Consider the following 24,113-nt stretch of genomic DNA (forward strand, 5'->3'; position numbering starts at 1 on the left):
GCAACGGTTCTTCCGGTATGGCTTGAGGTTATTTGTAGAGATTTAACGCTCATATTTTTGCCGCTGGTGGGGCCGTTGTCTAGTTGGTGGGTGTGGGATTTGCTCTTACTTTTGAATAAGCCTCATTGGTGTTTTATGATGCTGGGGGGGGACTTTTGAATAAGCTTCAAGAGCAAAAGGTCTACATTGAGATAATCTGAGAATTAATTAATTCTCACGTCGGCAAAGTTTCACACTCTCACCTTTTCAGCAACCTTTATGAACAAAGGATCGTTTGGGGATGTATTTATATAAAAGAGAGATTCGTCTTTCTTATCCATGACACCACCCCAGAAAACTACCCCTTCATAGTCTTTGAGCACTTCCTCAATTATCTGAATTTCATATGCAAAGCAAGAATCGAGAGGCATAGAGGGTCTAATTTGGAGTGCAGTACCAGATGATAAATTAGAATAAGGGGTTTGAATTGCAGCCTCGGTCATATCTTTCCATCCCGAAATTTCCCCAAGTCTAATATCTTTCACACGATAATGCATTTGACAAACCAAATCCGAAAGAACGATATTCACATCCCAGATTCTCATCTCACAACTAGAACTAATCCCGGAAATATCACATTTTTCAACTGTAGAAACATCATCAGCTGGATTATGTATCGGCCACCCATTGAGTGAATACCCGTAAACTTCTTGGTTCAACTCACTTGCTAGAGCAGTTGGCTGAGAAGAAACAACTAGGCATATTGCAATAGCCAATGAACCCGTAATAAATTGTCTACGATCTAAATACTTGATAAATGCTTACAACACCTTTGAAAATAAGGAAAATTGAGGGAGTTAGAAATATTATATAAGCTAGTAATTTTAAAAATAGCTTACGATGTATTTTATAAATCTTTCTGTTGGTGATATAAAAAATGCTCACCGATAGTAAAAGAGTAGGTAAAAAAAATACGAAGATATATAAAACAGGATTCTCCAACCTCTCAGATACATAGTAACCACTCATAGGGCCTATATATTCTATATAATATTGCACTAGTATAAAAGATGGAATAATTAGTAATAAACTGGAAGCTATATTTCCTAGCAACCAGCCTAAAGCACATCTTATTTTCATTGCGAATCGTCCTCGGCAAAGAGCGTTATAATTTTCCAGAACATCATAAACACCTTTTACTTCCCTGGAGTATAGAGGACAGTAAACAGTTACTTGATGTCCTGCCTGTTGCCAGCGAGAGACCATCGCTGACCATCGACGCTGAGGTGCACCGATTTCAGGCTCATAATAATGCGTGAGTACAAGTATTTTCATGGTGTGTGCGTGGTGGAAAGTAGCGAGCTGGGGGTATGTGTTTATTTCCACTCTGTAGCCACAGTACCATACTCATGTGGGTCGTTTAGCAATCATTACTTAGTATTCCGGCATAACATTTCAATATTGAACACAAAAACGCCGATGGAAGCCTTTTTAGGCTCTCATCGGCGTTGTTACTTTGCTAAAAGTCCTAGCTATTCGGGAGATTTCTCATTTTTGAAGAGCTCATTTTTCCCATCGGACAAACGCTGTTCATGTTCACTGTTTAAGTGAGCAGAATGCTCGTTTACCTCTCGAGAAACTCGACTAGTACCTTGCGACGAAGACTGCTGAGCACTCTGCGAGTCGATCTGCCCACCAAACGGAGAAGCACCCGGCGCCGAGTATCCGTAGTTCCCCTGCACGTGATTGCCACCCTGCTGATAGCCGGCGCCATACGTCGGCGTCGAACCTTGCGGGTAAGCCGCATAACCCTGCGCAGAAAAATCATGGTAACCCGCACCGTACCCCACGGGCGCACCGTTCTGTACCGACGCATCGTTATACGCATACCGATGCGACGCGCGCAGGTGCGCCATTTTACGCTCGCGCATTTCACGGTAAAAACGGCTACTCGAACGTAATGAGAGCAGAACGATTACAAAAATGTACAGCACCAGCGAAAGCACCGTCATCATAATCGCCACAGGGTGCACCATCAGAGCTTTAGCTTCCTCAAGTTGTTGCCTAGTTGCAGAATCAATCTCGGACCACCCAGACATGCTGTCAATGAAAGACATCAGTAGAGGCAGAGCCACCAAAGAAACAAGATGGCTCAGTACAGAGAGCGATGACAGTACGATTGCAAGAATACGGGCCCACTGATGCCCAGCTTTCATGAAGAAAGCCACCACAAAGAATGTTGCGGTCATGACCAGCGCGATAATAACCGTAAAGACAGTGGTGAAAGTGTCCATGGCGCCGGACATCTCAGGATCAATACCTTCAACCGACGTTGCGGACTGAGGAAGTGCAAATAGCGAAAAAATCTGATTAGCCAGGTAAATAACGCCCAGCACGCAGATAGTAATAAACGCCGCACGCACCGTGCGCGGCACCACCGGCTTGTCACTCTCAGATACATCTGCAGGATTACCAAAATACTGCGGCGGCTGAGAGTTAAGCGGAGGCTGATAAGAATTCGACGTATGGTTCTCCGTCATAGTGCACCTCTTTATGAGTGATCGGTCATCTTAACCACCACTGTACTTGCTCCAAGAGTATTGGCGAAGGGTTTATGCAATTCTCGAAAAGATATAGTCCGCAAGGACGAGCCAGCAGGGAGCAGACATAAAAATGCCGGGTAGTCCTACCACCACCCGGCATTTTTGTGTCTACGCCTGATCTTCAAAGATCCCGCGTGAACGATCCTTCACCACGGTTGCTCCGTTGAAAACCTTGCCCGACATGCTCACATACACACCGGGTTCTAGGAGGTTAAGAGCCGCAACAGCCGCGCCCAGGTTGAAGCCCGCGTCCGACTTACGCATAGACGCCGGCTGCATGGCACCCGTCAGCACAACAGTTTTATTGCCCAAGGATGCGTGCTTCAAGAGGTAGCGCGCAGTCTCAGGCATGGTGTCAGTACCGTGGGTAATAATAATGTGCTCATCATCGGTAGCATCCAGCGCCTTCACCAACTGAGCACGATCAGCATCAGTCATATCAAGGCTGTCAACCGCCAAAACCTCAGTAACCTCAAACTCAACATCGGTCAGCACATAGCTCAGCAACTCGCGCACCGAAGGCTCACCAATTTCAAGCTCACCAGCAACGGAATACACCTTATCGATAGTGCCGCCAGTCGTCAGAATAGAGATGTTGTCAGCGTTCTTAATAGTCACTACAACGCCCCGCCTTTCAATAGTTTCTTCAGCACAAGAGTACAGCGTAGACAGCACCTAAGCTCAGATCACCGGTTCAGCAAAGGGCCAAGCTACCCAGGTTATTCCTTATCGCGGAACAAATCAGCGATGCGGCGCACCTCATCATCACTCACGTTCAACCCCAGTTGCTGGATCTTCCGCGCAGCCTGTAGCGCACTCACCTCATGATGCTCAGTCTGCTGCCCCTCGCGTCGTACCGTCACCGGCCGCTCAGTCACCGTGAGATGATGATCCCCAAAATGACGCATAGACATCAGATGGTTCTTAAAGACGGACGCCGGGTCAGCCGACAACAAGAAGTGACCGGTACGCGCATCCTCTGGACGGAAAGGAGCCATATCAACAATATGCTCGACCTCGCCCTTACGAGTAAGCGACCAGGTCTCCGTGGAACCATCCACCCCTGCTCAAGAGTGAAAGTCTGCCCAACAGAGACGCCGGTGGCGCCGTCCCTCAACTCAACAGGCTCATAGATGCTGAAACCAAAGCCCGGATCGCACAGGTAATCAGTGCCATCCACCGTAACTACCACGCTCATATGAGTACGCGAAAGATTCAACGACTTCACACGCCCAAGATGACGACGCACCTCAAAACCCAGATACTCAGCGGCAGCCGCAAAAATCTGAGCATGCTCAAAACAATAACCACCACGATTCTTATTCATCAGCTGATCCTGCGCAGTCGAAGGATTAATCCCCGGATGCATCTCAAGAACCACATCAACATTCGTGAACGGAAAAGTCTCAACGTGCGCACGATGCAACTGCGCCAACAGCTCATAACTCGCCGGTGCCGGCTCAACACTCAACGCCCGCAAATACGCGGGAATATCAAAATCTTCCGTATACCAGGAGCTGGTGTTATGCAATTTACTGGTCAGTCTAAACACAATAATGCCTTTCAACCTGAGGACAGGTTTGTCGGTGCCACCCTACGCCGCAGACCTTCAGGCAAGCTGAGCATACACACCAAAACAGGGCTCGTTATCGGCATTCAACGGGCGAGACTTCGCCAGCGACTTCAGGACGCGCGCATCCTTCTTACCGGTTTCTGGGTTGGCATCAATCACGGCACAACGGGGAATCGGCGCGCCCACACGAATACTGTACCGCTCAGCCAAACTGCCACCCACCAGCCCATACTCAGAAGCACGAGCGGACGCATCAACAAGACTAAAGACCTGGCCAGCCCACGTTTCTTCAACATAGGGCTCATCAGTTTCTACTAACAGCGCCGAACGAAAACGCGCGTATTCGCGCACAAGGTCACGCCCAGCATCCTTACTTGCAGCCTTCAACGAGGCGGTGCCCACCAGCGACAGCGGCTCACTATAAACAACGTTGCGGGTCGCCTGCGCCAGTTGCACCGGCTTACGCAGGTAATACGTAAAGACCTCAGACAAGGGGCCGGAGATAAGATCAACATCCTCTGGTCTACCCCAGTACTCACACGTCAGACGCTCGCCCGTGAGGGTTAGCGGCGAGCTGTACTGCTTACCGTCAGGGAAGGTCACGCGCAGATTCTCACCGTCGAGTTCACCACGCACGGCCATGAGCGACTGGTGTTGAACGGTGCGCAGAACCTGCCGCTTGGTGGCGTCGACCAGGCACAAGCGTCGGTCATTCTTAACGCCTGTTGAGGTAAGCCGGACGCCCGTGCGCGGCTCGTGGCGAGTGCCCTTTAGGAGTGCGAACCCCGCAGAGAGCACATTGAGGGTTTGCGGCGTCGTTGCCTTGTGTATCTCGTTCATGGTTTCAGTCTAGGGACTTCACCGGGCAAACCCCTAGCGTTTCGCTCATCCGCTGGCACTTTAACACCTTGCCGTGAGCGGAACGCCAGGGTTGCCGGATGCGAGGACGCGCCGCCGCGTCCTCCCACACCCGCCACGCCGTCCGCGCAACAAAAATCCCGCCCCGGCAAAAGCCAGAAGCGGGATTGTTTGTGCGCCCTGTGGGGCTCGAACCCACGACCCACGGATTAAAAGTCCGATGCTCTACCAACTGAGCTAAAGGCGCATCCACTGAAACTTAGTTCAGCGGGTTCAACTATACACAATCGTCCCCCACAATTCAAAAGCACGACGCAGGGCGGGTGGTTTGTCTCAGCGCGATTAAGGTTCCCTCGCGCGCCCGTGAGTTTTACACTGGTAAGCATGCCTTCTGACCTACCTCGTCATCACAAGCCTATTAAGTTCGCTCCCGCCAAAATCCAAAACCGTGTGGGCGGTGAAGACCCCGCGGTGCTCTCTCAGGCGGCGCATGAGTCAGCGCAAGCTATCCTCGGACGCGGCCGCGCCAACACCGACCCTGCAGTCACGGCGCGTCTGGTGGAGTTCACCGATCACTACGGGCTAGAAGCTATCGCTGAAATGTGGTCGCACTCGGCTGGGGTCTCGCTCCCCGGCTCCCTGTGGCGTATGTACGCACTGCGCGATACCATCCGCAAAAATCCTGAGCGCATCAGCTACTTCTACGGGCTGGGCATGGAGTCTGACCAAGTTTCCCGCATCGTTGCCGGTGTGGCAGATCCACCCACCGAAAGCGAAATTATCGCCACCGTTAACGCCATTTTGACGGGCGCGTACACCGGCGAATTCGATATCGCGCTCGAACGCTTTGCAGCCTTCTGCCGCGTCGTAGCTCTCGGGCAGGACGCTGTTGCCCACTCCGTGCAGTTCGGTCAGCTAGAAACCTCGGTGCAGCATCCCAAAAATGAGCCGTCGGCAGAGGTACGACGCGAGGGCGCGCGTCGGGCACACGAGCTCCGCGCAGGAGCACAACGACTCACCACCATCGCGCAGGAGCTAGAGGCATCCGCCGAAAAATGGCGTGAAGGAACCCTGGACTAACCGCACTAAAAAGTGGCGTTCATTCTCACACCGGTACAGCGGGTTCTGCGTTTGACAGCTTCACCAAAAACTACAAAACTGGTTAACAGGTGTCGGGCTGCTAATAGGTAGCCCCGGGCTCCATTTTTTAGCCGCTACGAGCGGCCTTCCGCCGAGAGGCGCTCCCAGTCCGACACCGTTAGCTTTCTCTAAAACCCCACTCGAATTTCGGGTGGGGTTTTGTTGTCCCCACATCATCGCCGGTGAAGAGCACCCAAAAACCGGGGTTGTTAACCTCTATGGGCTATCGTAAAGACGAACCCACACCAATTGTTGATCAATCTAGAGGAAAGTTCATGCTTCAGCGCCTTTTTCCGCAGCAAAACACCGCGCTCTCTGCACTGGCAGAGCTCGCCAAAATGGTGGCGGATGCTGCGGCGCTTTTGTCAGAGATGATGGGTTCTACCCCAGATCAGTATTCAGAGCTCTTTGACCGCATGCTCGATCAAGAGACTCAGACCGGGCACAAATTTTTTGAGACGATGACTGCCACGCGTAGCTCGTTCGCCACCCCTATTCCGCGCGAAGACATGTACAACCTTGCCTTGCACCTCAACACCGCTGTTGAGCACCTCACCAGCGCGGCGCACATCCTATATCTACACAAAATTGACCGTTTCACGCAACACGCCACCACCATGCTCGACATCATCCAGCGTGAATCTGTGATGACCGCCGCAATCATTCCACGCATGGGCGAGCTTCACGGCCTCGACGAATACTGGATCGACATGCTGCGCATCTCCAAGCAAGCAATCCGAACAGCTGAAGTCTACGACGCTGAAATCGTGGACTCCTACAAACGCGACCGCTACCAAAAAACCACAAAATTCATTGACGAGCTTGTCGCATCCTCAAACTCTATGCGTGATGTCTCAACAGAAATTGGGCGCATCATCGTTCAGGAGTCCTAAGTGGTTCTAGGTCTCTTCATCAGCGTACTGGTGCTGACCGCTGGTTACCTGTTCGTTATTGGTTTTCACGACGCGCCCAACGCCCTCGCTGTAGCTGTGCGATCACGTGCGCTCACCGCTAGACGGGCGGTTACTATCAGCGCAATCTTCAACTTTATCGGCGTCCTGCTCTCGGGTTTTGCGCTCATAGGTTACACCGCGCACTGGGTCTCAGTGCCGGTTGGCCCCACGGGGTTAGCGACGCTTGCCACCTCACTTTTAGCCGCAATTCTCTGGAACCTACTGACCTGGTGGCTGCGGATGCCGTCATCGTCAACCCACGCGCTATTGGGCGGGTTAATGGGCGCTGTCTGGGCGGCTGGAGCAGTCGGTCTAGAATCCGGCGGCAACTTCGCGCCCTCATTCTGGACGACTGTAGCCCTCCCCCTGTTGGTGAGCCCCATCGTCGTTTTTCTGATGGCCTGGCTACTCGTTTTTCCCTGCTACGCCCTAATTCGACGTACCTACCCGCGCACCGTCAACAACATCTCACGCAACGTGCTTTCGCTCTCCAACTCAGCGATATCACTGGGACACGGCATAGAGGTCGGCCAAAAAATCTCAGTCCTGGTAGTACTCGCATACGCAAGCGCACAAATGAGGCTCAGCTCCGGGACTCTTTCCATCGCTTTCATCGGGATGGGCGCTATCCTTGCAGCGGGCACACTCCTTGGCGGCTGGCGCATCGGTAGGACGTTTGCCGAACGCATGGTGCGCATCGACCCGTTCCGCGGAGCAATCGCACAAATCGTGACCGCCGGAGTCATGCTCTTCGGCGGGCTGGCACTCAACGCGCCGCTCTCGTCATCGCACGTAGCAGCATCCTCAGTACTCGGCGCAGGCGTCAACCAGCGATTCAGCGCCGTCAGCACACCCATCGTGCGCCAAGTACTCTGGACCTGGATCTTCACCGTCCCCGCGTCATTCTGCCTAGCGGCAATCTTCTTCCTCGCGCTGTCACCGGTGCTATAAGCACACTCTTTAATCGCGAGGAGCTAGCCGTGGCGGATGCGAGCTAGCGAGCATGCAAGAGCTACGGCTAGAAAGCCCACCGACCACCCCGCTCCGCCGCATTAACAACGGAAAGAATCCTGATACGCGAGAGGGGAGGGATGTACCGTTTTTCACCTGAAAAACGGTACATCCCTCCCCTCTCGCGGTATGAGCTGCGTTCGAAGCTAAGGGGCTCCCGCTTTGTTTAGCCAAAACGTCCTGAAACGTAGTCTTCCGTCGCCTTCTCACTCGGATTATTAAAAATCTCCTGCGTCGGCGCATACTCAATCAACTTACCCGGCTTACCCGTACCCGCAATATTGAAAAACGCCGTCTTATCAGAAACACGAGCCGCCTGCTGCATATTGTGCGTCACAATCACAACAGTAAACTCCTCCTTCAACTCGTTAATCAAATCCTCAACCGCCAACGTAGAAATCGGGTCAAGCGCCGAACACGGCTCATCCATCAAAATAACCTCAGGCTTCACCGCAATAGTGCGCGCGATGCACAGACGCTGCTGCTGACCACCCGAAAGACCAGCACCAGGCTTATCCAAGCGGTCCTTCACCTCGTTCCACAGGTTAGCGCCGCGCAAAGACTTCTCCACCAAATCATCAGCATCAGTACGAGAAATCTTCTTATTATTCAGCTTCACGCCCGCCAACACATTCTCGCGAATAGACATGGTCGGGAAGGGGTTCGGACGCTGGAACACCATGCCCACATGGGTTCGCACAGCAACAGGGTCAACACCCTTACCGTAGAGATCCTCACCGTCCAACAGAACCTTGCCTTCAACGCGAGCGCCCGGCAGAACCTCGTGCATACGGTTGAGAGTGCGCAAGAAGGTTGACTTACCGCAGCCTGATGGGCCAATGAAAGCGGTAACGGAGCGCGGTTCAATCGCCATGTTGATGTTCTCTACTGCGAGGAAGTCGCCGTAGTAGACGTTCAGGTTTTCTACATCGATGCGCTTTGACACGTGAATTTTCCTTAGGTGGTGTGGGGCCGATGAGGCCCTGTGAAAAGTTTTTGGTGTAGTCGGTCTGGGAGGTTTAGCGTCCGGTCTTGGGCGCGAATATCTTTGCGACTACTCGTGCGATGAGGTTGAGCAGCATGACAATCACAATGAGGACGAGTGCTGCTGCCCATGCGCGGGTTTCTGAAACCGCGGCTGCCGTGGGTGAGGTCGGCGTCATGATCTGGTAGTAGATGTAGGTGGGCAGGGTTGCCATCCATCCGCTGAATGCGTTCCAGTTGATGGCGGTTGCAAAGCCTGCGGTGACCAAGATGGGCGCGGTTTCACCGATGACGCGGGCGATTGCCAGTGTGACACCGGATGCGATACCCGAGATCGCGGTGGGGATGACGACCTTGGTGATGGTGCGCCATTTACGAACACCTAATGCGTAGGATGCTTCGCGCAGCTCGTTGGGCACGATGCGAAGCATTTCTTCTGCGTTGCGAACCACAGTGGGAATCATGAGAACGGACAGCGCAACGGCAGCAACAAAACCCATGCGCATTGAGGGGTCTTTGAATGCCCAGGCGAAGAAGGACGCTGCGAACAGACCGGCAACGATGGAGGGGATGCCCGTCATGACGTCCACGAAGAAGGTGATGGCGCGGGAGAGGATTCCGCCGCGTCCGTATTCAACCAGGTAGATTGCGGTGAGCAGTCCAACGGGTACGGAGATCAGGGTTGCGAGGATAGTGGTTTCGAGCGTACCGATGATCGCGTGGTAGATACCGCCGAGGATGGGTTCGGTACCCTTAGCTGCGGCGTTATCGTGGACGCCGGTCACACCGTTCATGGAGGTCAGGAGCAGGTTTCCGGAGAGCCCCGGAACGCCTTTTGCAATGACCACGTACAGCACTGATACCAGCGGGATTAGAGCCAGCAGGAACGAGCCGTAGACGAGAAAGCGGGCGAATGCGTCCTTGCCTTTGCGGGAGCCTTCGATCATGCCGATAACGATAGGGCCTGCGATCACAAAGAGTAGGAAGGCGAAGATTGCCCAGAGTCCCACCGAGAATCCGATGAGGGCGGCAATCGCTGCACCGAGAATGACGGCTACTAACGCGATGACAGGAACCAGCCATTTGGGGGTCTGCCCTGACGTCAGGCGAGAGGGGCGAGTAGCAACTACGCTCATGGTTTATTCGACTCCTGTGTTGTAGCGGCTCACGATAAAGCGTGCCAGAACATTCACCAGCAAGGTAATGACGAACAGTACCAAACCAGCGGCGATGAGCTCTGACATACGGATTCCGTATGCTTCGGGGAAGTTCAGCGCGATTTCGGATGCGACGGTCTGGTTACCTGACTGAATCAGTGACGGGTTGAACGGGCCACCTGCCAGGACCAGGGTGACTGCCATGGTTTCGCCCAGTGCTCGACCGAGTGCGAGCATGACCGATGAGATGATGCCTGCGCGAGCGAAGGGAAAGACCGTCATGCGGATCATTTCCCAGCGGGTAGCGCCCAGTCCGAGTGCTGCTTCTTCTTGGAGCTTGGGGGTCTGCAAGAAAATCTCGCGGCACATTGCGGTGATAATCGGCAGAATCATGATCGCAAGCACGATGCCTGCGGTGAGAATGGTTTTACCTGTTTGTGATGCGGGGCCCTCGAAGATCGGCAGAAAACCGAAGTACTTGCCTAACCAGTTGTAGAAGGGCACCACATGCGGTGCTAGAACTGAGGCACCCCACGCACCGAAAATAACGGAGGGAATTGCTGCCAATAGGTCAATCACGTAGCCCACGGGCTTAGCGAACTTTGCCGGCGCATAATGCGAGATAAACAGTGCCACGCCAATACCAACAGGGGTTGCGAGCAAAAGCGCAATAGTCGCAGCAATCAGCGTGCCTACTACAAGCGGCCAGATGTAGGACGCGAAGCCCTTTCCGCCGGTCAGTTCAGTGGGGTCAGCCGCGAAAGTATCTGATGCCATTGCAACCAAGAAAATCGCAACCGCCGCAAGAACCACCAGAATAAGGACGCCCGCTACCAGGGAGATTCCCGAGAAAATCTTGTCTGCTGCGGGGCTTCCGTGACCGCTGGTGTTCGCTAGAGCAGTCGTTGTGGCGCGAGTTGAACCGGGCCCGGTGGACTGTTCTGAGGTAATAGACATGTTTTAGCTGCCGCCTCTTATGGTTGTGTACAGGTATTCAAAATAGTGGTTTCGTAGGGAATGCGGTCGCCTACCGTGAACGGGTAGCCGACCGCATTATCTACGGGTCAAGTATTATTTCTTGACGGTAATTGAGTCGTATGCCTTAGTTGCTTCATCGCGCAAGGATGCGGTCAGGGGTGCTGAGGATGCTGCGTCGGCTGCGTCCTGCTGGCCCTTCTCGCTCACTACGTACTTACCGAATTCCTTGACCAAATCGACCTTTTCCTGTGAGTCGTAGCTGGAGCATACGATGTGATATGAAACCAGAACAATAGGGTATGAGTCTGAGGTCTCGGGGGTGCGGTTGAGGTCCAGTGACATGTCGTGCTCGTTCATTCCGCCTACACGTTCTGAACTTTCAACGGTCTTAGCTGCGGTCTCTGCTGAGAGCTCTGCGTATGAGCCGTCACCTGACTTGATCTTCGCCTTGCCCAAATCACCGGTTGCTGACGCGTCAGCGTAGGTGATTGCACCCTCGGTGGAGCTGGTAGTTGAAACAACACCGCTGGTACCCTTGTTAGCTTCTGCTGAGTAGTCGCCAGGCCAGTTGCCGTCCGGTTCCTTGTCCCATGCGCCGTTTGAAGCTGCCTTCAGGTACTCGGTGAAGTTCTCGGTGGTACCTGAGTCATCGGAGCGGTGCACCACGGTGATCTTAGTATCGGGCAATTCAACGCCTTCGTTCTGAGCCTTGATTGCCTCGTCGTTCCAGTTCTTGATCTCGCCCTTGAAGATCTTTGCGATGGTCTCGCCATCCAGGTTGAGATCCTTCACCCCGGGAACGTTGAACGCTACTGCAATAGGTGAGATGTAAACGGGAACGTCAATTGCGCCTTCGGGGCCACAGACCTCTTTAGACTTGGTGTATTCCTCTTCTTTGAGGTGTGCATCTGATCCTGCGAAGTCAGCTGCGCCAGCCAACAGAGCCTTACGTCCTGCGCCAGAGCCGTCAGGTGAGTACTGCATATTTGCGCCTGATGCTACAGAGGAGAAGCCTGACTGCCACGCAGTGATAGCTGCCTGCTGTGATGATGCACCAACGCCGGAGAGGGTACCTGACACTGATGAGTTACCAGAACCTGAGTTACCTTCACTGGAAGTGCCGGTTGCATTGTCGCTACCGCAACCGGTAAGTGCCAGTGCGCCTACTGCTGCCAATGCGCCCCAGCGCGCCATACCCAAAGCTTTCACGAAACTGTTTCCTTCGCTGTACAAAACTGTGCTTTTCCGCTTGTCGCGGTGTGTGCATGAAAAATGATGACTTCTTGCCACCTTCATGTTTGACTCTACGAGCGCAAGGTGACGCGACGGCTTTTAACGGGTAAACGAAGAGTTAACAGTGGGCTTAGTTCAAGCGAACAACCGGGCTCATATCACGGTTTTTCAACCTGAGAGAGTTTGAGTCAGGTATTTTGGGGACAAGCTAAAGGTTAAGAGAAACAACCTGTGCGCGTACCGTACAGGTCTTGCACGATGGCAATCACAACCACTCATCATCCCGTTTTTGAGGATACGCCGGTAGACTTAAAGATATGCCTGCCACCAGTTCTGAAACCATGAAACAACGCGTCCGTTACGAGCTACGCACCCGGTCAGCACGCGTCCGTAAAGACTTCTTTCAGTCCCTCCAAATCGTGGTTTCTGTACTTGTGGCATATATAGTCTCGGAGAAGGTTCTGGGACATCATCAGCCCATCTTCGCGGCGACTGCAGCCATCGTCTCGCTGGGTTACGTACGCGGTTCAACGCACGCGCGCCGCATCTTAGAGGTCTCAGCCGGCGTTGTTCTGGGTATTATCATTGGCGATGTGCTGATGCTTCTGCTCGGACGCGGTATGTGGCAGGCAGCGCTAGTTCTCTTCATTTCTATTCAGGTCGCGCGCTTTTTAGATAAGGGCATTATATTCACCATTCAGATGGGCTTGCAGTCCACGCTGGTAGTTTTGCTACCGCCCAGCCCGGACGGCATTTTCTCCCGCAGTCTTGACGCCATCGTCGGTGGTTTGTGTGCCTTCTTGCTCATGTTCATCTTCCCAAAAGATCCGCGCAAGGAGCCGCGTCGTAACGCCCAGGTACTCATGAACGCGTTTGCCGACGTTTTCTTTTCGTCAGCGCGTGCCGTCAAGGAATACGACCATGACAAAGCGTGGCTTGCCCTTTCTGAATCACGACGGCTGCAGCCGCTCTACAACGCCTGTGAAGGGGATGTTGTCACGTCCATTGGCATGGCAAAGCTCTCTATTATCGGTAAGTCACCGCAGGCTGAGCTACAACAGCTCTCTGACAGGCTCTCATCCATCGACCTAGCGATCCGCAATACGCGCGTGCTTAACCGGCGTATGGCGTCCACCATTGAGCATGTGCAACTTTCTCAAACCGCCGTTGATTCGCTGTCTGAAGTTTTCGTCGATATTGGTAACGCCATTCAAAAACTGGGTGACGGACTTTCTGCCAAAGAACGCGAGATTCGCAAGCTCATGGTCAAAGAAGCGCAGAACGAGCTGAAGGAAATTGCGTCGGTCCTCGAACCCCACCTGTTGAAAGTCAAAACCATGGAGGGTGAGGCACTGGTGCTGATGACCCGTCCTCTGGTTGTTGACCTTCTAGAGGCAACCGGGTTGGGGCACGAAGAATCTGTAGATCTGTTGATTCCGCTCGGTGCATCCATTACAGAACATGCTCCGAAAACTAACGTGATGCCGGTGGTTGCTGCCGGTGGTGAACACGGGTCTGTCAGCATCGAAGAAGTCACCGAGCCCCGCTAAAGTTTTCCGCTCAGCCCTTTGCAAAACCCTCTTATATTGTCAGTCCCTGGGCTTATGGTTGTTCTATGACTCCTCGCGCAACAACTAAACGTTCTCGTTCTACCAACGCCTATAAGTGCACCGAGTGCGGCTGGACGACGGCTAAATGGGTAGGGCGCTGCGGCGAATGTCAGTCGTGGGGAACTATCGAAGAAGCAGGCGGTGCAGTTACCGCGAAAACAACGGTGGCTTCTAAGGTTCAGACCCCCGCAAAGCCTATCGCCGAGGTTGATTCCACGGTCGCGCGTTACCTGTCAACGGGCAACCCGGAGTTTGACCGCGTGCTCGGCGGTGGGCTGGTGCCCGGTGCCGTCATTCTTATGGCGGGTGAACCCGGCGTCGGTAAATCCACCCTTCTTCTAGATGTTGCTGCGACTTTTGCCCGCACAGCACACGAGGGACGCCACCACAACGTCCTCTACGTTACCGGCGAGGAATCTGCGGCACAGGTGAAACTACGTGCGGACCGTATTGGCGCTGTTGCGCAAACTCTCTACCTCACCAGCGAAACCGATCTGGGCACCGCGCTGGCGCATATCGAAGACGTCAATCCGTCCCTGCTGATTGTCGACTCTGTGCAGACGCTCGCGTCCACCGAAGTTGAAGGCAGCGCAGGCGGTGTAACTCAGGTGCGCGAGGTTGCCGCGTCTATTATTGCCGCCGCTAAAGCACGCAATATGTGTACCTTGCTCGTGGGTCACGTGACCAAAGAGGGCACCATCGCTGGCCCGCGTCTGCTTGAACACTTGGTAGATGTGGTCTGTCAGTTTGAGGGCGATAAACACTCAGCTATTCGTATGTTGCGCGCTATCAAAAACCGTTTTGGCCCCACCGATGAAGTCGGCTGCTTTGATATGCACGAAGACGGTATAGCCCCTGTCACCGACCCTTCAGGGCTCTTTGTCTCACGCACCGCGCACCCTGTCTCGGGCACCTGTGTAACAGTCACTATGGAAGGACGCCGCCCGCTACTGGCTGAGATTCAGGCCTTGCTTGACCAGTCGGCAACCCCGCAGCCACGACGCGCCACTTCTGGACTAGATTCTGCCCGCATCGCCATGTTGCTGGCTGTACTTCAAAAACGCGCGGGCTTTGGCGTGGGCAAACTCGACTGTTACATCTCAACCGTGGGCGGCGCAAAAATCTCAGAACCCGCTGTTGACCTCGCCGCTGTCATGGCGCTGGCATCTGCCGCCCAAGATAAGCCACTCCCCCGCAAGCTGGCAGTCTTTGGTGAGGTCGGTCTCGCAGGTGAAGTCCGCGCTGTACCAGGCATCCGCCAGCGCATTGCTGAGGTAGCCCGCCTAGGCTTTACACACGTTATTGTGCCAGCATCACCCGCCGGTGTAGGCGAAGTACCAGCCGGTGTTGCCGTACGCCAAGTAGCATCCTTGCAAGAGGCAATCGCGCTACTGTTTCCCAATCAGTAAGCCATGAATTTTATCTAGCGCACCTCACACATAGAATAGAGACGTGTTAACCGTTTACAGTGAGCAGTTGCTCAAAGCCATCGCCCGCATCGCGCCCGGAACAGAGCTGCGCGAAGGCCTCGAGCGCATCATGCGCGGACGCACCGGCGCTCTTATCGTGTTGGGCTCCGACAAAACGGTTTCTGCGCTGTCCTCAGGCGGCTTTGAAATCAACGCTGATTTCACGCCCACTAATCTGCGCGAGCTAGCCAAGATGGACGGCGCCATCGTCTGCGATAAAGACGTCAAAATGCTACTCAACGCTGGCGTGCAGCTCATGCCAGAGGCGGCGTTGCCGACCAATGAGTCAGGCACACGACATCGCACTGCCCACCGCGTCGCCCAGCAAACAGGTTTTCCCGTCATCGCTGTCAGCGCCTCGACCCAGATGATTTCTGTGTATGTGGATGGTCAGCGCTACACTATCGAAGACACCCAGTCGCTGATGAGCCGCGCCAACCAGGCTATTCAGACGCTAGAGAGCTACATGAGCCGCCTTGAACAGGTACTCAGCAGTCTCTCATCCCTTGAAATCGAAGGCTCCGTGACGCTACGCGATGTCGTGTCAGCTGTTCAGCGCATGGAAATGGTGCGTCGCATCTCAATCGAAGCTGAGTACTACGTGCTTGAACTTGGCACCCACGGACGCTTGGTCGCACTTCAACTTGAAGAGTTGCGAAGCCATACCCTACCCGGGGCCGACGTCATCTTGCGCGACTACATGCCTGCGTCCGTCGACCAGGCAACTATTAGCGAATCCATTGCCGCCCTTGCCGCTCTCGAAGACAAAGACAGTATTGACCTCACGGAGATTGCCCGTGCCTGCGGTTTTGGAACGCTCGATATGGAAGACTCTTTATCTCCGCACGGCTACCGTCTGCTGGCGGGCATCAAGTCGATGCCGGGCGCTATTGCAGACCGTCTCGTTGCGCAATTTGACGGACTGCCCTCCCTCATGGCGGCGTCCATTGACGAGCTCCGCGCGGTAGACGGCATCGGTGAACAGCGTGCACGCATCATTCGTGAGTCTCTCTCCCGAATGGCTGAATCATCGCTACTCGAACGGTTTATGTAAGTTTTCTTAGACATCAAAAAGCGGGGCTTCCTTACTCACAAGGAAGCCCCGCTTTTTAGGGTTTTTATAACGCTTAGCCGCTGATAACGATGCGTGCCGGTTCTGAGGTCACGCCGTTGACGGTCGCGGTTGCCCAGTAGTAACCGGGTTGAATGTCACGCAGGTTGTTGCAACCCAGTGAGTTAAGCTTGCGGTCCCAGGTGAAAGCGGTCTGACCAACCTGGCCGGGAGCCAACTGTGCAACTGCTGCGGGAGAAACCTGGCAGGTTGCGGTGTTGTAGACCTGAGCTGAGCCAGAAGTAATGTTGATAACTACGTTCTGTGCATCTGCCGGAATATCACAGGGGTTCTGCGAGGTGTTGGTGTAGGTCAGTGCCAATGAGGGGTTCTGGCCCTTACCGTATGAGGGCTGACTTGCCGAAAGCACAACGTTCATGTTGCTTGCGCCGCAGGCAAGAGGCTGAGCTTCGGTGGGAGTAGGTTCGGGAGTCTGAGTGGTCTCAGCTGACTCGCTAGGAGTAGCGCTGTCAGTTGCCTCAGGGGTATCGGTTGCTTCAGCTGATGCGGATGCTGAAGAATCAGCTGATTCACTCGCCGATGCTTCGTCGCTCGGTGACGCTGAATCGCTCGGCTCAGCGGACTCACTGGCGTCTGCGGATGCACTGTCACTTTCTGAAGGACGCGCGCTAAAACTATCGAACGGTTCTGAAAATTCTGAACTCGACGCAACTGAATTTGCGTTGTTATCGTTTGAACCACCAATTTTGCCAAATACCCAGGTCAGACCCCAGATAAGGAGCAAGATAGCAAGAAGAGCAATAAGGGCAGCAACAATACGGCGGCGGCGGTATACATCAGGTGATGGTTCCGCGGCTTCTGAGCCGTTAAATTCTTCGTAACCGTTTTCAGACATGTATATAGAGTACCGGTTTTTGGGTGTAAAACGCTCTTTCAAAGCTTTACTTTGTTGTATCTGAAGAAAATGGTTTACAGTGTGGACGTGGTAACCTCTTCAGCACTTTCAGCGCAGACTCTTTCGCAACTTCATGAACGCATCAATACCTGGTTTTTGGATCATGCCCGCGACCTTCCGTGGCGCGCGGCTGATAGAACCGGTTGGCAGGTGATGGTCAGTGAGTTCATGTTGCAACAAACCCCTGTAGTGCGTGTTCTGCCTGTTTTTGAGGCGTGGATGGACCGTTGGCCGACTGCCGCTGATCTCGCGTCCGTTGATTCTGGTGAAGCTGTACGCGCGTGGGGGCGTTTGGGTTACCCGCGTCGTGCATTGCGCCTTCATGCCGCTGCGCAGGCGATTGTAGAGCGTCACGGCGGCGAAGTCCCTCAACATTATGATGAGTTGCTGGCCTTGCCCGGGGTCGGCTCATATACCGCAGCGGCTATTTCTGTGTTTGCTTTTGGCAAGCGAGCCACCGTTATTGATACCAATATCAGACGCGTGCATGCCCGTCTTATATCGGGTAAGGCGCTACCCAATAAGTCGCTGAACGCGGCAGAGACCCGTCTAGCTGAAGAACTCATGCCCGCGGACCTTGAGACCTCCGTAGTGTGGAATGCCGCCACCATGGAACTCGGTGCGCTCATCTGCACTGCTAAATCACCCAAGTGCGAGGCTTGTCCCGTACAGGATATGTGCGCGTGGGTTGCCGCAGGTAAGCCCGAGGCTGACTATGTTCCAACTGGTCAGTCATGGCACGGCACCGACCGCCAGTTGCGCGGCGCCATGATGGCTGTTCTTCGAGCAGCGGTGGCACCCGTCCCCTATCAGATACTCAAACAGGCAGGACGCGTGGATATCGCTGTTCCCGAAGAGCTAGTACCCGCTGTGAAAAAGCTGGCGGCGCTGGGCCCTGAGCCCGAGCAAGTTGAGCGCTGTTACACAGGCTTACTCAAAGATGGTCTAGCACATGAGGCAGACGGTTTCGTGACACTGTAGAAAATTTGTACCGCTACAGGTCAATAATCATGCGCGTATTACCCAAAGTATTGGGTTTCACGCGAGCAAGCTCCAAGAACTCTGCGATACCTTCATCGGGCGAACGCAGCAACTCCGCACAAATTTGAGGGTCAAGCTGGCCCTGATCCGACATCACCTGAAAGCCCATCCGCTCAAAGAAATTCACCTCAAAAGTCAGGCAGAACACCTGTTTCACACGCAGGGTACGCGCACAGTGCAAGAGGGCATCAACGATGCATCCTGCCTAAGCCGCGTCCCCAATGAGAAGATCGCGCCGCAAGCGTTCGAACCTCAGCGATATCACGCCACATCATGTGCAAAGCACCGCAAGCAACCGTCTGACACGTACCGTCCTCTAGCACCTCATCGACAACCAAAAGCTCCTGGATGCTTTCGTAGTACGTAACGGTTTCTTTTGCAATCAGCACTTTCTGCTCCGCAAGCGGCGACACCAGCTCTTGAATAGTAGGCACATCCTCAACGGTTGCGGGGCGCAAAAACAAATCAGTCACGTTATCACTGTAGCCCGCACAATAAGAGCTGGTCACAGCCCCTGCGCGAGATGCCGGATGGTGGACGGTTTTTAGATAGTTCGAATTCCTAGGAAAAACACCTCGTACATTTTCTTGTAATTACTATTTATTCTAGGATCTCTGTAATCGCGCAAAGCTGTAATCACAAATACCTCACGATTCCCAGGATCTGCAAGAATCTCGATGCAGCGTTCTAGCGCCACACCGGCAAAAAGAACAGCAAGTTTCCGTCCTGCACTATAGGCAGCTAAAAGTTCCGGATTTCCTTCACACTGTTCGATGACATCCTCGTCCTCCCATAACGGAGACTCCCACACTTCCCCGGACTCATCCAAAATTTTGCAAGAAGCAACAAGTAGATGATGGAAGTCAGTGCAATCCGTCGGAAACGCACGTTCTCCCCACACAATAATTTTTAGACCCATCATGGCATAAATCTGCGGAATTTTTACGCTGAAATCACCAATTATGCAAAGCTCAGCAGAGTCATAAGCTTCTTGCAGCCCCCTGAGTTCCCAGTAGCTATCTCCTTGCTCTAGCTGACCACCTCTCGCAATAGGTCCGAAGGGGATGATATCAACAGGAACCTCGCCCAATTTTCTACGTGTAATGACACCGCGAGGAGGCCCAAAACTGTCTAAAGCTCTTTCAAAATCAGCAAATTCTCGTGCCACAAACTAAGATCTAAGTCTTGCGTACCTCGAGGACTTTTTATACCAGCTCTTCTCAAATGAATATCGCGAACGTAGGAACCAATCATCATATATTCATGGTGTCCTAGTAGAGCATCGGCCTCTTTTATCTTGTCTTCAAGAAATGAAAATACATCTTCTCTACTGGAATTGTTGAAGGTCTTCATCATGGTTCCACATCTCTTGAGCAGTCATCGCTTGGCGTTCATCTCCGTCTGTAAACTCATCAGCAAAAACTAGTAAAGACGGCACTAATGGTGAAGCTGGCAGGTAGTGCGGGTTCCAGAACCTCTCTGTGAGTACTACATTTCCATCTTCAGCTGGTCGCAGTTTAAGGAATCGGGCCACATCCTGCCACGGATACTCACTGTAAAACCGTGTTTCAACCGGACGGATACCAAAACCTTTACTCAGCATCGCAGCTTCACCACCCAGCTGAGCGAATTTTTCCCACAGTTCAGGATTAGCAACGATTTCTTGGGGCTCAGCCCCCTCACATGTTCTGGTTTTCAGCTTTGGTTTTAAAATACTGGCATACAGCTCCACCCACCGTTGAATAAGCTTTGGCTGTTTGGTCAGCAAACGCTTTCGCCCGTTTACTATCAGATATCCATCTCTTTCTAAATCCCTCAAGGCATTGGCTACAGCGCCAACAGAAGTACCAGAGGCATCCGCGATAGTTCTAATTGGGGCGTTGAGAAGGTCAGAATTCACAAGAATGATGAAAAGAACACGTAATCCGGTGGCAGTAAAAGCGCGCGATGTTTTAGTTTCTTCATCACGTGCTATAGGTATTTTCGGTAGCCCCTCGACTCTCAGATAGTAGCTCTCCCCCTCAATCCAAGCGTTACCCGCGTAGTCCATATAAAAATAATTACGCTCTCGCATCCATTCTCCAAGGTTTCGAGAAACATGAGGGAATAGAAAAATAACCGTTTCCGGGGAATGCATCATCAGAACATTACGTACCGACGCTTCGCCAGCAGGTGTCATAAGAATAGTGCGTTGCTGATTTTCACCAGGTATTTTGACCTGGTTATCGTTAACGTTCAGCCCATAGTCTTTAAAGAGTACTGAAGTGTTCACATTTTTCATATGTTCATAATATGTGAACAAAATATTTTTGTGAACACAGCCAGTCTTAACCCGCCCCAAAGTCGCTGATGGGCCGCTTCCAAGCGAGGGTATTTCTAGTAAGCACATTTTTAAACCGTGAGAGGGGAGGGATGGACCGTTTTTCTGGTGAAAAACGGTCCATCCCTCCCCTCTCGCGGAGACTCGCGGAGACTGCCGCGCTATAAACGACTGATATTACAAGGTGTCGTTATCAGTACGCGGTTCTGACTGCGCGATGGACGCGTCGTTGTCATGACCAGCATTCTCAGCATCTACACCGTGCTCAGCGGATGCATTTGCAATAGCTGACTCGGGCTCAGCAGGAGCGTCGTCCTGTGAATCATCAGAATCGTTAACCCATGCCTCAAGCTCATTAGCTTCCATCTCAGTCATCGGCTGTGATGAGAAGGTGAACTTAGCAAGATCGCCTTCGCCCTGGGTATCCACGGTAATCTTCTCGCCGGGCTTTACCTCGCCAAAGAGAATTTTTTCTGACAGGGCGTCCTCGATATTGCGTTGCATTTCGCGACGCAAAGGACGAGCACCCATAGAGGGATCGTAGCCCTTAGCAGCCATCAGAGCCTTCGCTGAGTTGGTGAGCTCAATGCTCATATCCTGCTCAGCAAGACGCTTAGCCAGGCGTCCAACAAAGAGGTCAACGATTTCGAGGATCTCGGTTTCGGTGAGCTGCGGGAAGACGATGATGTCATCAACGCGGTTGAGGAACTCGGGGCGGAAGTGCTCCTTCAGGTCCTCCATGACGCGCAGCTGCATACGCTCGTATGAGCCATCAACATCACCAGTTGACTGGAAACCAACGGGAACCTTGCGAGCTAGGTCGCGTGAGCCGAGGTTGGTGGTCATGATGATAACAGTGTTCTTGAAGTCAACGACGCGACCCTGTGAGTCGGTGAGGCGTCCGTCTTCGAGAATCTGCAACAGTGAGTTGAACAGGTCAGCGTGAGCCTTTTCAACCTCATCGAACAGAACTACGGAGAAGGGCTTGCGACGTACCTTCTCGGTGAGCTGGCCGCCCTCTTCGTAGCCGACGTATCCCGGAGGAGCACCGAACAGTCGTGAAACGGTGTGCTTCTCTTGGTACTCAGACATATCGAGAGTAATCAGAGCTGACTCATCGCCGAACAAGAATTCAGCCAGCGCCTTAGCAAGCTCAGTCTTACCAACGCCGGTGGGACCAGCGAAGATGAACGAGCCGCCGGGGCGGTTGGGGTCCTTCAGGCCAGCACGGGTACGACGGATGGAGCGTGACAGCGCCTTAATTGCGTTGTCCTGGCCAATGACGCGCTTGTGCAGCTCGTCTTCCATCTTGAGCAGACGGCTGGTCTCTTCTTCGGTGATCTTGTAGACGGGAACACCGGTTGAGATCGCCAGAACCTCTGAGATAACGTCGGGGGTTACCTCGCCGAAAGCATCGCCACCTTCGCGCCATGCTTTCTCAGCTTCTTCCTTTTCTGCGATGAGCTTCTGCTCTTTATCGCGCAAGGATGCTGCCTTTTCGAAGTCCTGGCCCGCGATTGCTGCTTCTTTTTCGCCGCGCATCGTGGAGATGCGTTCTTCAAGAACCTTGATTTCCGGCGGAGCGGTCATACGCTGAATGCGCAGGCGCGCACCGGCCTCGTCGATGAGATCCACTGCCTTATCGGGCAAGAAGCGGTCTGAGATGTAACGTGCTGAGAGGTTAACAGCCGACTCGATAGCGTCATCTGAGATAGTGACGCGGTGGTGAGCCTCGTACTTGTCGCGCACACCCTTGAGGATGTCGATTGCCATCGCGATTGAGGGCTCATCAACCTGAATGGGCTGGAAGCGGCGCTCAAGTGCGGCGTCCTTCTCGATGTGCTTGCGGTATTCGTCCAAGGTGGTTGCACCGATGGTCTGCAGTTCACCTCGAGCCAGCATGGGCTTGAGGATCGATGCCGCGTCGATTGCGCCCTCAGCGGCGCCCGCACCAACCAGGGTGTGAATTTCGTCGATGAAGAGGATGATATCGCCACGGGTGCGGATTTCTTTGAGAACCTTCTTCAGGCGCTCTTCGAAGTCACCGCGGTAGCGTGAACCCGCAACCAAAGAACCCAAATCAAGGGTGTAGAGGTGCTTATCTTTAAGGGTTTCAGGTACGTTACCTGCAACAATTGCCTGCGCCAGACCCTCAACGACAGCGGTCTTACCAACACCGGGCTCGCCAATGAGCACAGGGTTGTTCTTGGTGCGGCGTGAGAGAACCTGCATCACGCGTTCCATCTCGCGCTGGCGACCAATCACAGGGTCAATCTTTGCCTCACGAGCAGCAGCGGTGAGGTTAGTGCCGAACTGATCGAGGATGGCTGAGCCCGCGGGGGTGCCTTCCTTGGAGTTACCAGCACCAACGCCAGCGGCTTCCTTGTTTTCACCGGCACCGGGGTAACCGGAAATCATATCGGTGACGGTCTGGCGGATGCGTGCCTGATCAGCACCCAAGTTGCCGAGAACCTGGTTAGCCACGCCCTCGTTCGCGCGCACCATCCCCAACAGAATGTGCTCGGTACCAATGTAACCGTGGTTGAGCTGAATTGCCTCGCGCATTGAAAGCTCAAGAACCTTCTTAGCGCGCGGGGTAAACGGAATGTGACCGCTGGGCGCCTGCTGACCAGAACCAATGATGTCCTGAACCTGCTCACGAACAGCAGTAAGGGTGACGCCCAATGATTCGAGCGCGCGAGCCGCAATGCCCTCGCCCTCGTGAATCAGACCGAGCAGTAGGTGCTCTGTGCCGATGTAGCTGTGGTTCAGCATACGCGCTTCTTCCTGCGCAAGAACCACTACGCGCCGGGCACGGTCGGTAAATCGTTCAAACATAGAACTCTCCCTTTGACAGTATTTCTTACCTTCAAGCCTACGCAGTTAAGGGCGGCATTTCGCGGGTGTTCGCTAGAGAGTGAACGGCTACGCCGATGATGACCCCCTATGTTTATCCCGCAAAAGACCTCACACTAAACAGCCGACAAACACCGCAGTTTTAAGCAACCTACAAAAGTTGCTTTCGTGTATGCAGTACATCTTTCAATATATGAAGTGTCCCAGGTTTTGTTCCGTTTGAGTAGATGGGAAAATCTGGAATATGCCAAGAAAATTTGACCAGGATGCAAAGGACCGTGTGGTCCGTCTTGTAGAGGACCGCATCTTGGCGGAAAATAT

General features: G+C 53.4%; 20 protein-coding genes, 1 tRNA gene and 2 pseudogenes. 7 read left to right on the forward strand and 16 right to left on the reverse strand.

Annotated elements, in window-relative coordinates:
- Window positions 1-230: 230 nt before the first annotated feature.
- The 7 genes and pseudogenes from HF984_RS10370 to HF984_RS10400 all read right to left on the reverse strand — a co-directional run bounded on the left by HF984_RS10370 (window position 231) and on the right by HF984_RS10400 (window position 5,260).
- A complete protein-coding gene (locus HF984_RS10370; protein ID WP_168615606.1) occupies window positions 231-755 on the reverse strand; it encodes a hypothetical protein in 525 nt (174 codons plus the stop codon).
- A gap of 756 nt (window positions 756-1,511) precedes the next feature.
- Window positions 1,512-2,519, reverse strand: coding sequence for a hypothetical protein (locus HF984_RS10375; RefSeq protein ID WP_168615607.1), 1,008 nt, complete (start codon window positions 2,517-2,519; stop codon window positions 1,512-1,514).
- Window positions 2,520-2,690: 171 nt separating this feature from the next.
- Entirely contained in the window at window positions 2,691-3,200 is a 510-nt protein-coding gene (locus HF984_RS10380; protein ID WP_343947619.1) for an asparaginase domain-containing protein, read from the reverse strand.
- Window positions 3,201-3,301: 101 nt separating this feature from the next.
- Window positions 3,302-3,643 (reverse strand): hypothetical protein, encoded by a 342-nt coding sequence (locus tag HF984_RS11635; RefSeq protein WP_247596609.1) that lies wholly within the window; start codon window positions 3,641-3,643, stop codon window positions 3,302-3,304.
- Window positions 3,644-3,660: 17 nt separating this feature from the next.
- Window positions 3,661-4,134, reverse strand: a pseudogene (locus HF984_RS11940) (arylamine N-acetyltransferase family protein); the annotation flags it as partial.
- A 57-nt stretch (window positions 4,135-4,191) separates the two neighbouring features.
- Entirely contained in the window at window positions 4,192-4,995 is an 804-nt protein-coding gene (locus tag HF984_RS10395; RefSeq protein WP_168615610.1) for an MOSC domain-containing protein, read from the reverse strand.
- Window positions 4,996-5,187: 192 nt separating this feature from the next.
- Window positions 5,188-5,260, reverse strand: a tRNA-Lys gene (locus tag HF984_RS10400).
- Window positions 5,261-5,376: 116 nt separating this feature from the next.
- On the opposite strand from HF984_RS10400, the gene HF984_RS10405 reads away from it, so the two are divergent.
- The 3 genes from HF984_RS10405 (at window position 5,377) to HF984_RS10415 (ending at window position 8,057) form a co-directional block, all read left to right on the forward strand.
- Window positions 5,377-6,093, forward strand: a complete 717-nt coding sequence (locus HF984_RS10405; protein ID WP_345719104.1) for a hypothetical protein — start codon at window positions 5,377-5,379, stop codon at window positions 6,091-6,093.
- A 335-nt stretch (window positions 6,094-6,428) separates the two neighbouring features.
- Entirely contained in the window at window positions 6,429-7,046 is a 618-nt protein-coding gene (locus HF984_RS10410) for a DUF47 domain-containing protein (RefSeq protein WP_168615611.1), read from the forward strand.
- Complete coding sequence (locus HF984_RS10415) at window positions 7,047-8,057, forward strand: inorganic phosphate transporter (RefSeq protein WP_168615612.1); 1,011 nt, start codon at window positions 7,047-7,049, stop codon at window positions 8,055-8,057.
- A 226-nt stretch (window positions 8,058-8,283) separates the two neighbouring features.
- On the opposite strand, the gene pstB is transcribed toward HF984_RS10415, so the two are convergent.
- The 4 genes from pstB to pstS form a co-directional block, all read right to left on the reverse strand.
- Window positions 8,284-9,063: a phosphate ABC transporter ATP-binding protein PstB gene (gene pstB / locus HF984_RS10420; protein ID WP_168615613.1), complete on the reverse strand. Its 780-nt coding sequence runs from the start codon at window positions 9,061-9,063 to the stop codon at window positions 8,284-8,286.
- Window positions 9,064-9,136: 73 nt separating this feature from the next.
- Window positions 9,137-10,237: a phosphate ABC transporter permease PstA gene (gene pstA, locus HF984_RS10425; RefSeq protein WP_168615614.1), complete on the reverse strand. Its 1,101-nt coding sequence runs from the start codon at window positions 10,235-10,237 to the stop codon at window positions 9,137-9,139.
- A gap of 3 nt (window positions 10,238-10,240) precedes the next feature.
- Window positions 10,241-11,215 carry a phosphate ABC transporter permease subunit PstC gene (gene pstC, locus HF984_RS10430; protein WP_168615615.1) on the reverse strand — a complete coding sequence of 325 codons (975 nt, stop codon included), beginning with the start codon at window positions 11,213-11,215 and terminating at the stop codon, window positions 10,241-10,243.
- A gap of 114 nt (window positions 11,216-11,329) precedes the next feature.
- Window positions 11,330-12,445: a phosphate ABC transporter substrate-binding protein PstS gene (gene pstS / locus HF984_RS10435; protein WP_168615616.1), complete on the reverse strand. Its 1,116-nt coding sequence runs from the start codon at window positions 12,443-12,445 to the stop codon at window positions 11,330-11,332.
- A 341-nt stretch (window positions 12,446-12,786) separates the two neighbouring features.
- Here pstS and HF984_RS10440 point away from each other — a divergent pair, with 341 nt between their 5' ends.
- The 3 genes from HF984_RS10440 (at window position 12,787) to disA (ending at window position 16,602) form a co-directional block, all read left to right on the forward strand.
- On the forward strand, window positions 12,787-14,019 hold the full coding sequence (locus HF984_RS10440; protein ID WP_247596610.1) for an FUSC family protein: 1,233 nt from the start codon (window positions 12,787-12,789) through the stop codon (window positions 14,017-14,019).
- Window positions 14,020-14,084: 65 nt separating this feature from the next.
- Window positions 14,085-15,488 (forward strand): DNA repair protein RadA, encoded by a 1,404-nt coding sequence (gene radA / locus HF984_RS10445; RefSeq protein ID WP_168615617.1) that lies wholly within the window; start codon window positions 14,085-14,087, stop codon window positions 15,486-15,488.
- A gap of 43 nt (window positions 15,489-15,531) precedes the next feature.
- Window positions 15,532-16,602: a DNA integrity scanning diadenylate cyclase DisA gene (gene disA / locus HF984_RS10450; protein WP_168615618.1), complete on the forward strand. Its 1,071-nt coding sequence runs from the start codon at window positions 15,532-15,534 to the stop codon at window positions 16,600-16,602.
- Window positions 16,603-16,675: 73 nt separating this feature from the next.
- Here the strand turns inward: disA and HF984_RS10455 are convergent, their stop codons facing one another.
- Window positions 16,676-17,515: a hypothetical protein gene (locus HF984_RS10455; RefSeq protein WP_168615619.1), complete on the reverse strand. Its 840-nt coding sequence runs from the start codon at window positions 17,513-17,515 to the stop codon at window positions 16,676-16,678.
- A gap of 69 nt (window positions 17,516-17,584) precedes the next feature.
- On the opposite strand from HF984_RS10455, the gene HF984_RS10460 reads away from it, so the two are divergent.
- Complete coding sequence (locus tag HF984_RS10460) at window positions 17,585-18,556, forward strand: HhH-GPD family protein (RefSeq protein ID WP_168615620.1); 972 nt, start codon at window positions 17,585-17,587, stop codon at window positions 18,554-18,556.
- Between the two features lie 13 nt (window positions 18,557-18,569).
- Here the strand turns inward: HF984_RS10460 and HF984_RS10465 are convergent.
- The 4 genes and pseudogenes from HF984_RS10465 to HF984_RS10480 form a co-directional block, all read right to left on the reverse strand.
- Window positions 18,570-19,089 (reverse strand): annotated as a pseudogene (locus tag HF984_RS10465) (amino-acid N-acetyltransferase).
- A gap of 71 nt (window positions 19,090-19,160) precedes the next feature.
- Complete coding sequence (locus HF984_RS10470) at window positions 19,161-19,784, reverse strand: hypothetical protein (protein WP_168615621.1); 624 nt, start codon at window positions 19,782-19,784, stop codon at window positions 19,161-19,163.
- Window positions 19,785-19,943: 159 nt separating this feature from the next.
- Window positions 19,944-20,888, reverse strand: coding sequence for a type IV toxin-antitoxin system AbiEi family antitoxin (locus HF984_RS10475; protein ID WP_168615622.1), 945 nt, complete (start codon window positions 20,886-20,888; stop codon window positions 19,944-19,946).
- A 225-nt stretch (window positions 20,889-21,113) separates the two neighbouring features.
- The gene (locus HF984_RS10480; RefSeq protein ID WP_168615623.1) at window positions 21,114-23,774 is read right to left on the reverse strand and encodes an ATP-dependent Clp protease ATP-binding subunit; all 2,661 of its coding nucleotides are present in this window, start codon (window positions 23,772-23,774) and stop codon (window positions 21,114-21,116) included.
- Between the last annotated feature and the right edge of the window lie 339 nt (window positions 23,775-24,113).

Source organism: Rothia terrae (assembly GCF_012396615.1).
Classification (GTDB): domain Bacteria; phylum Actinomycetota; class Actinomycetes; order Actinomycetales; family Micrococcaceae; genus Rothia; species Rothia terrae.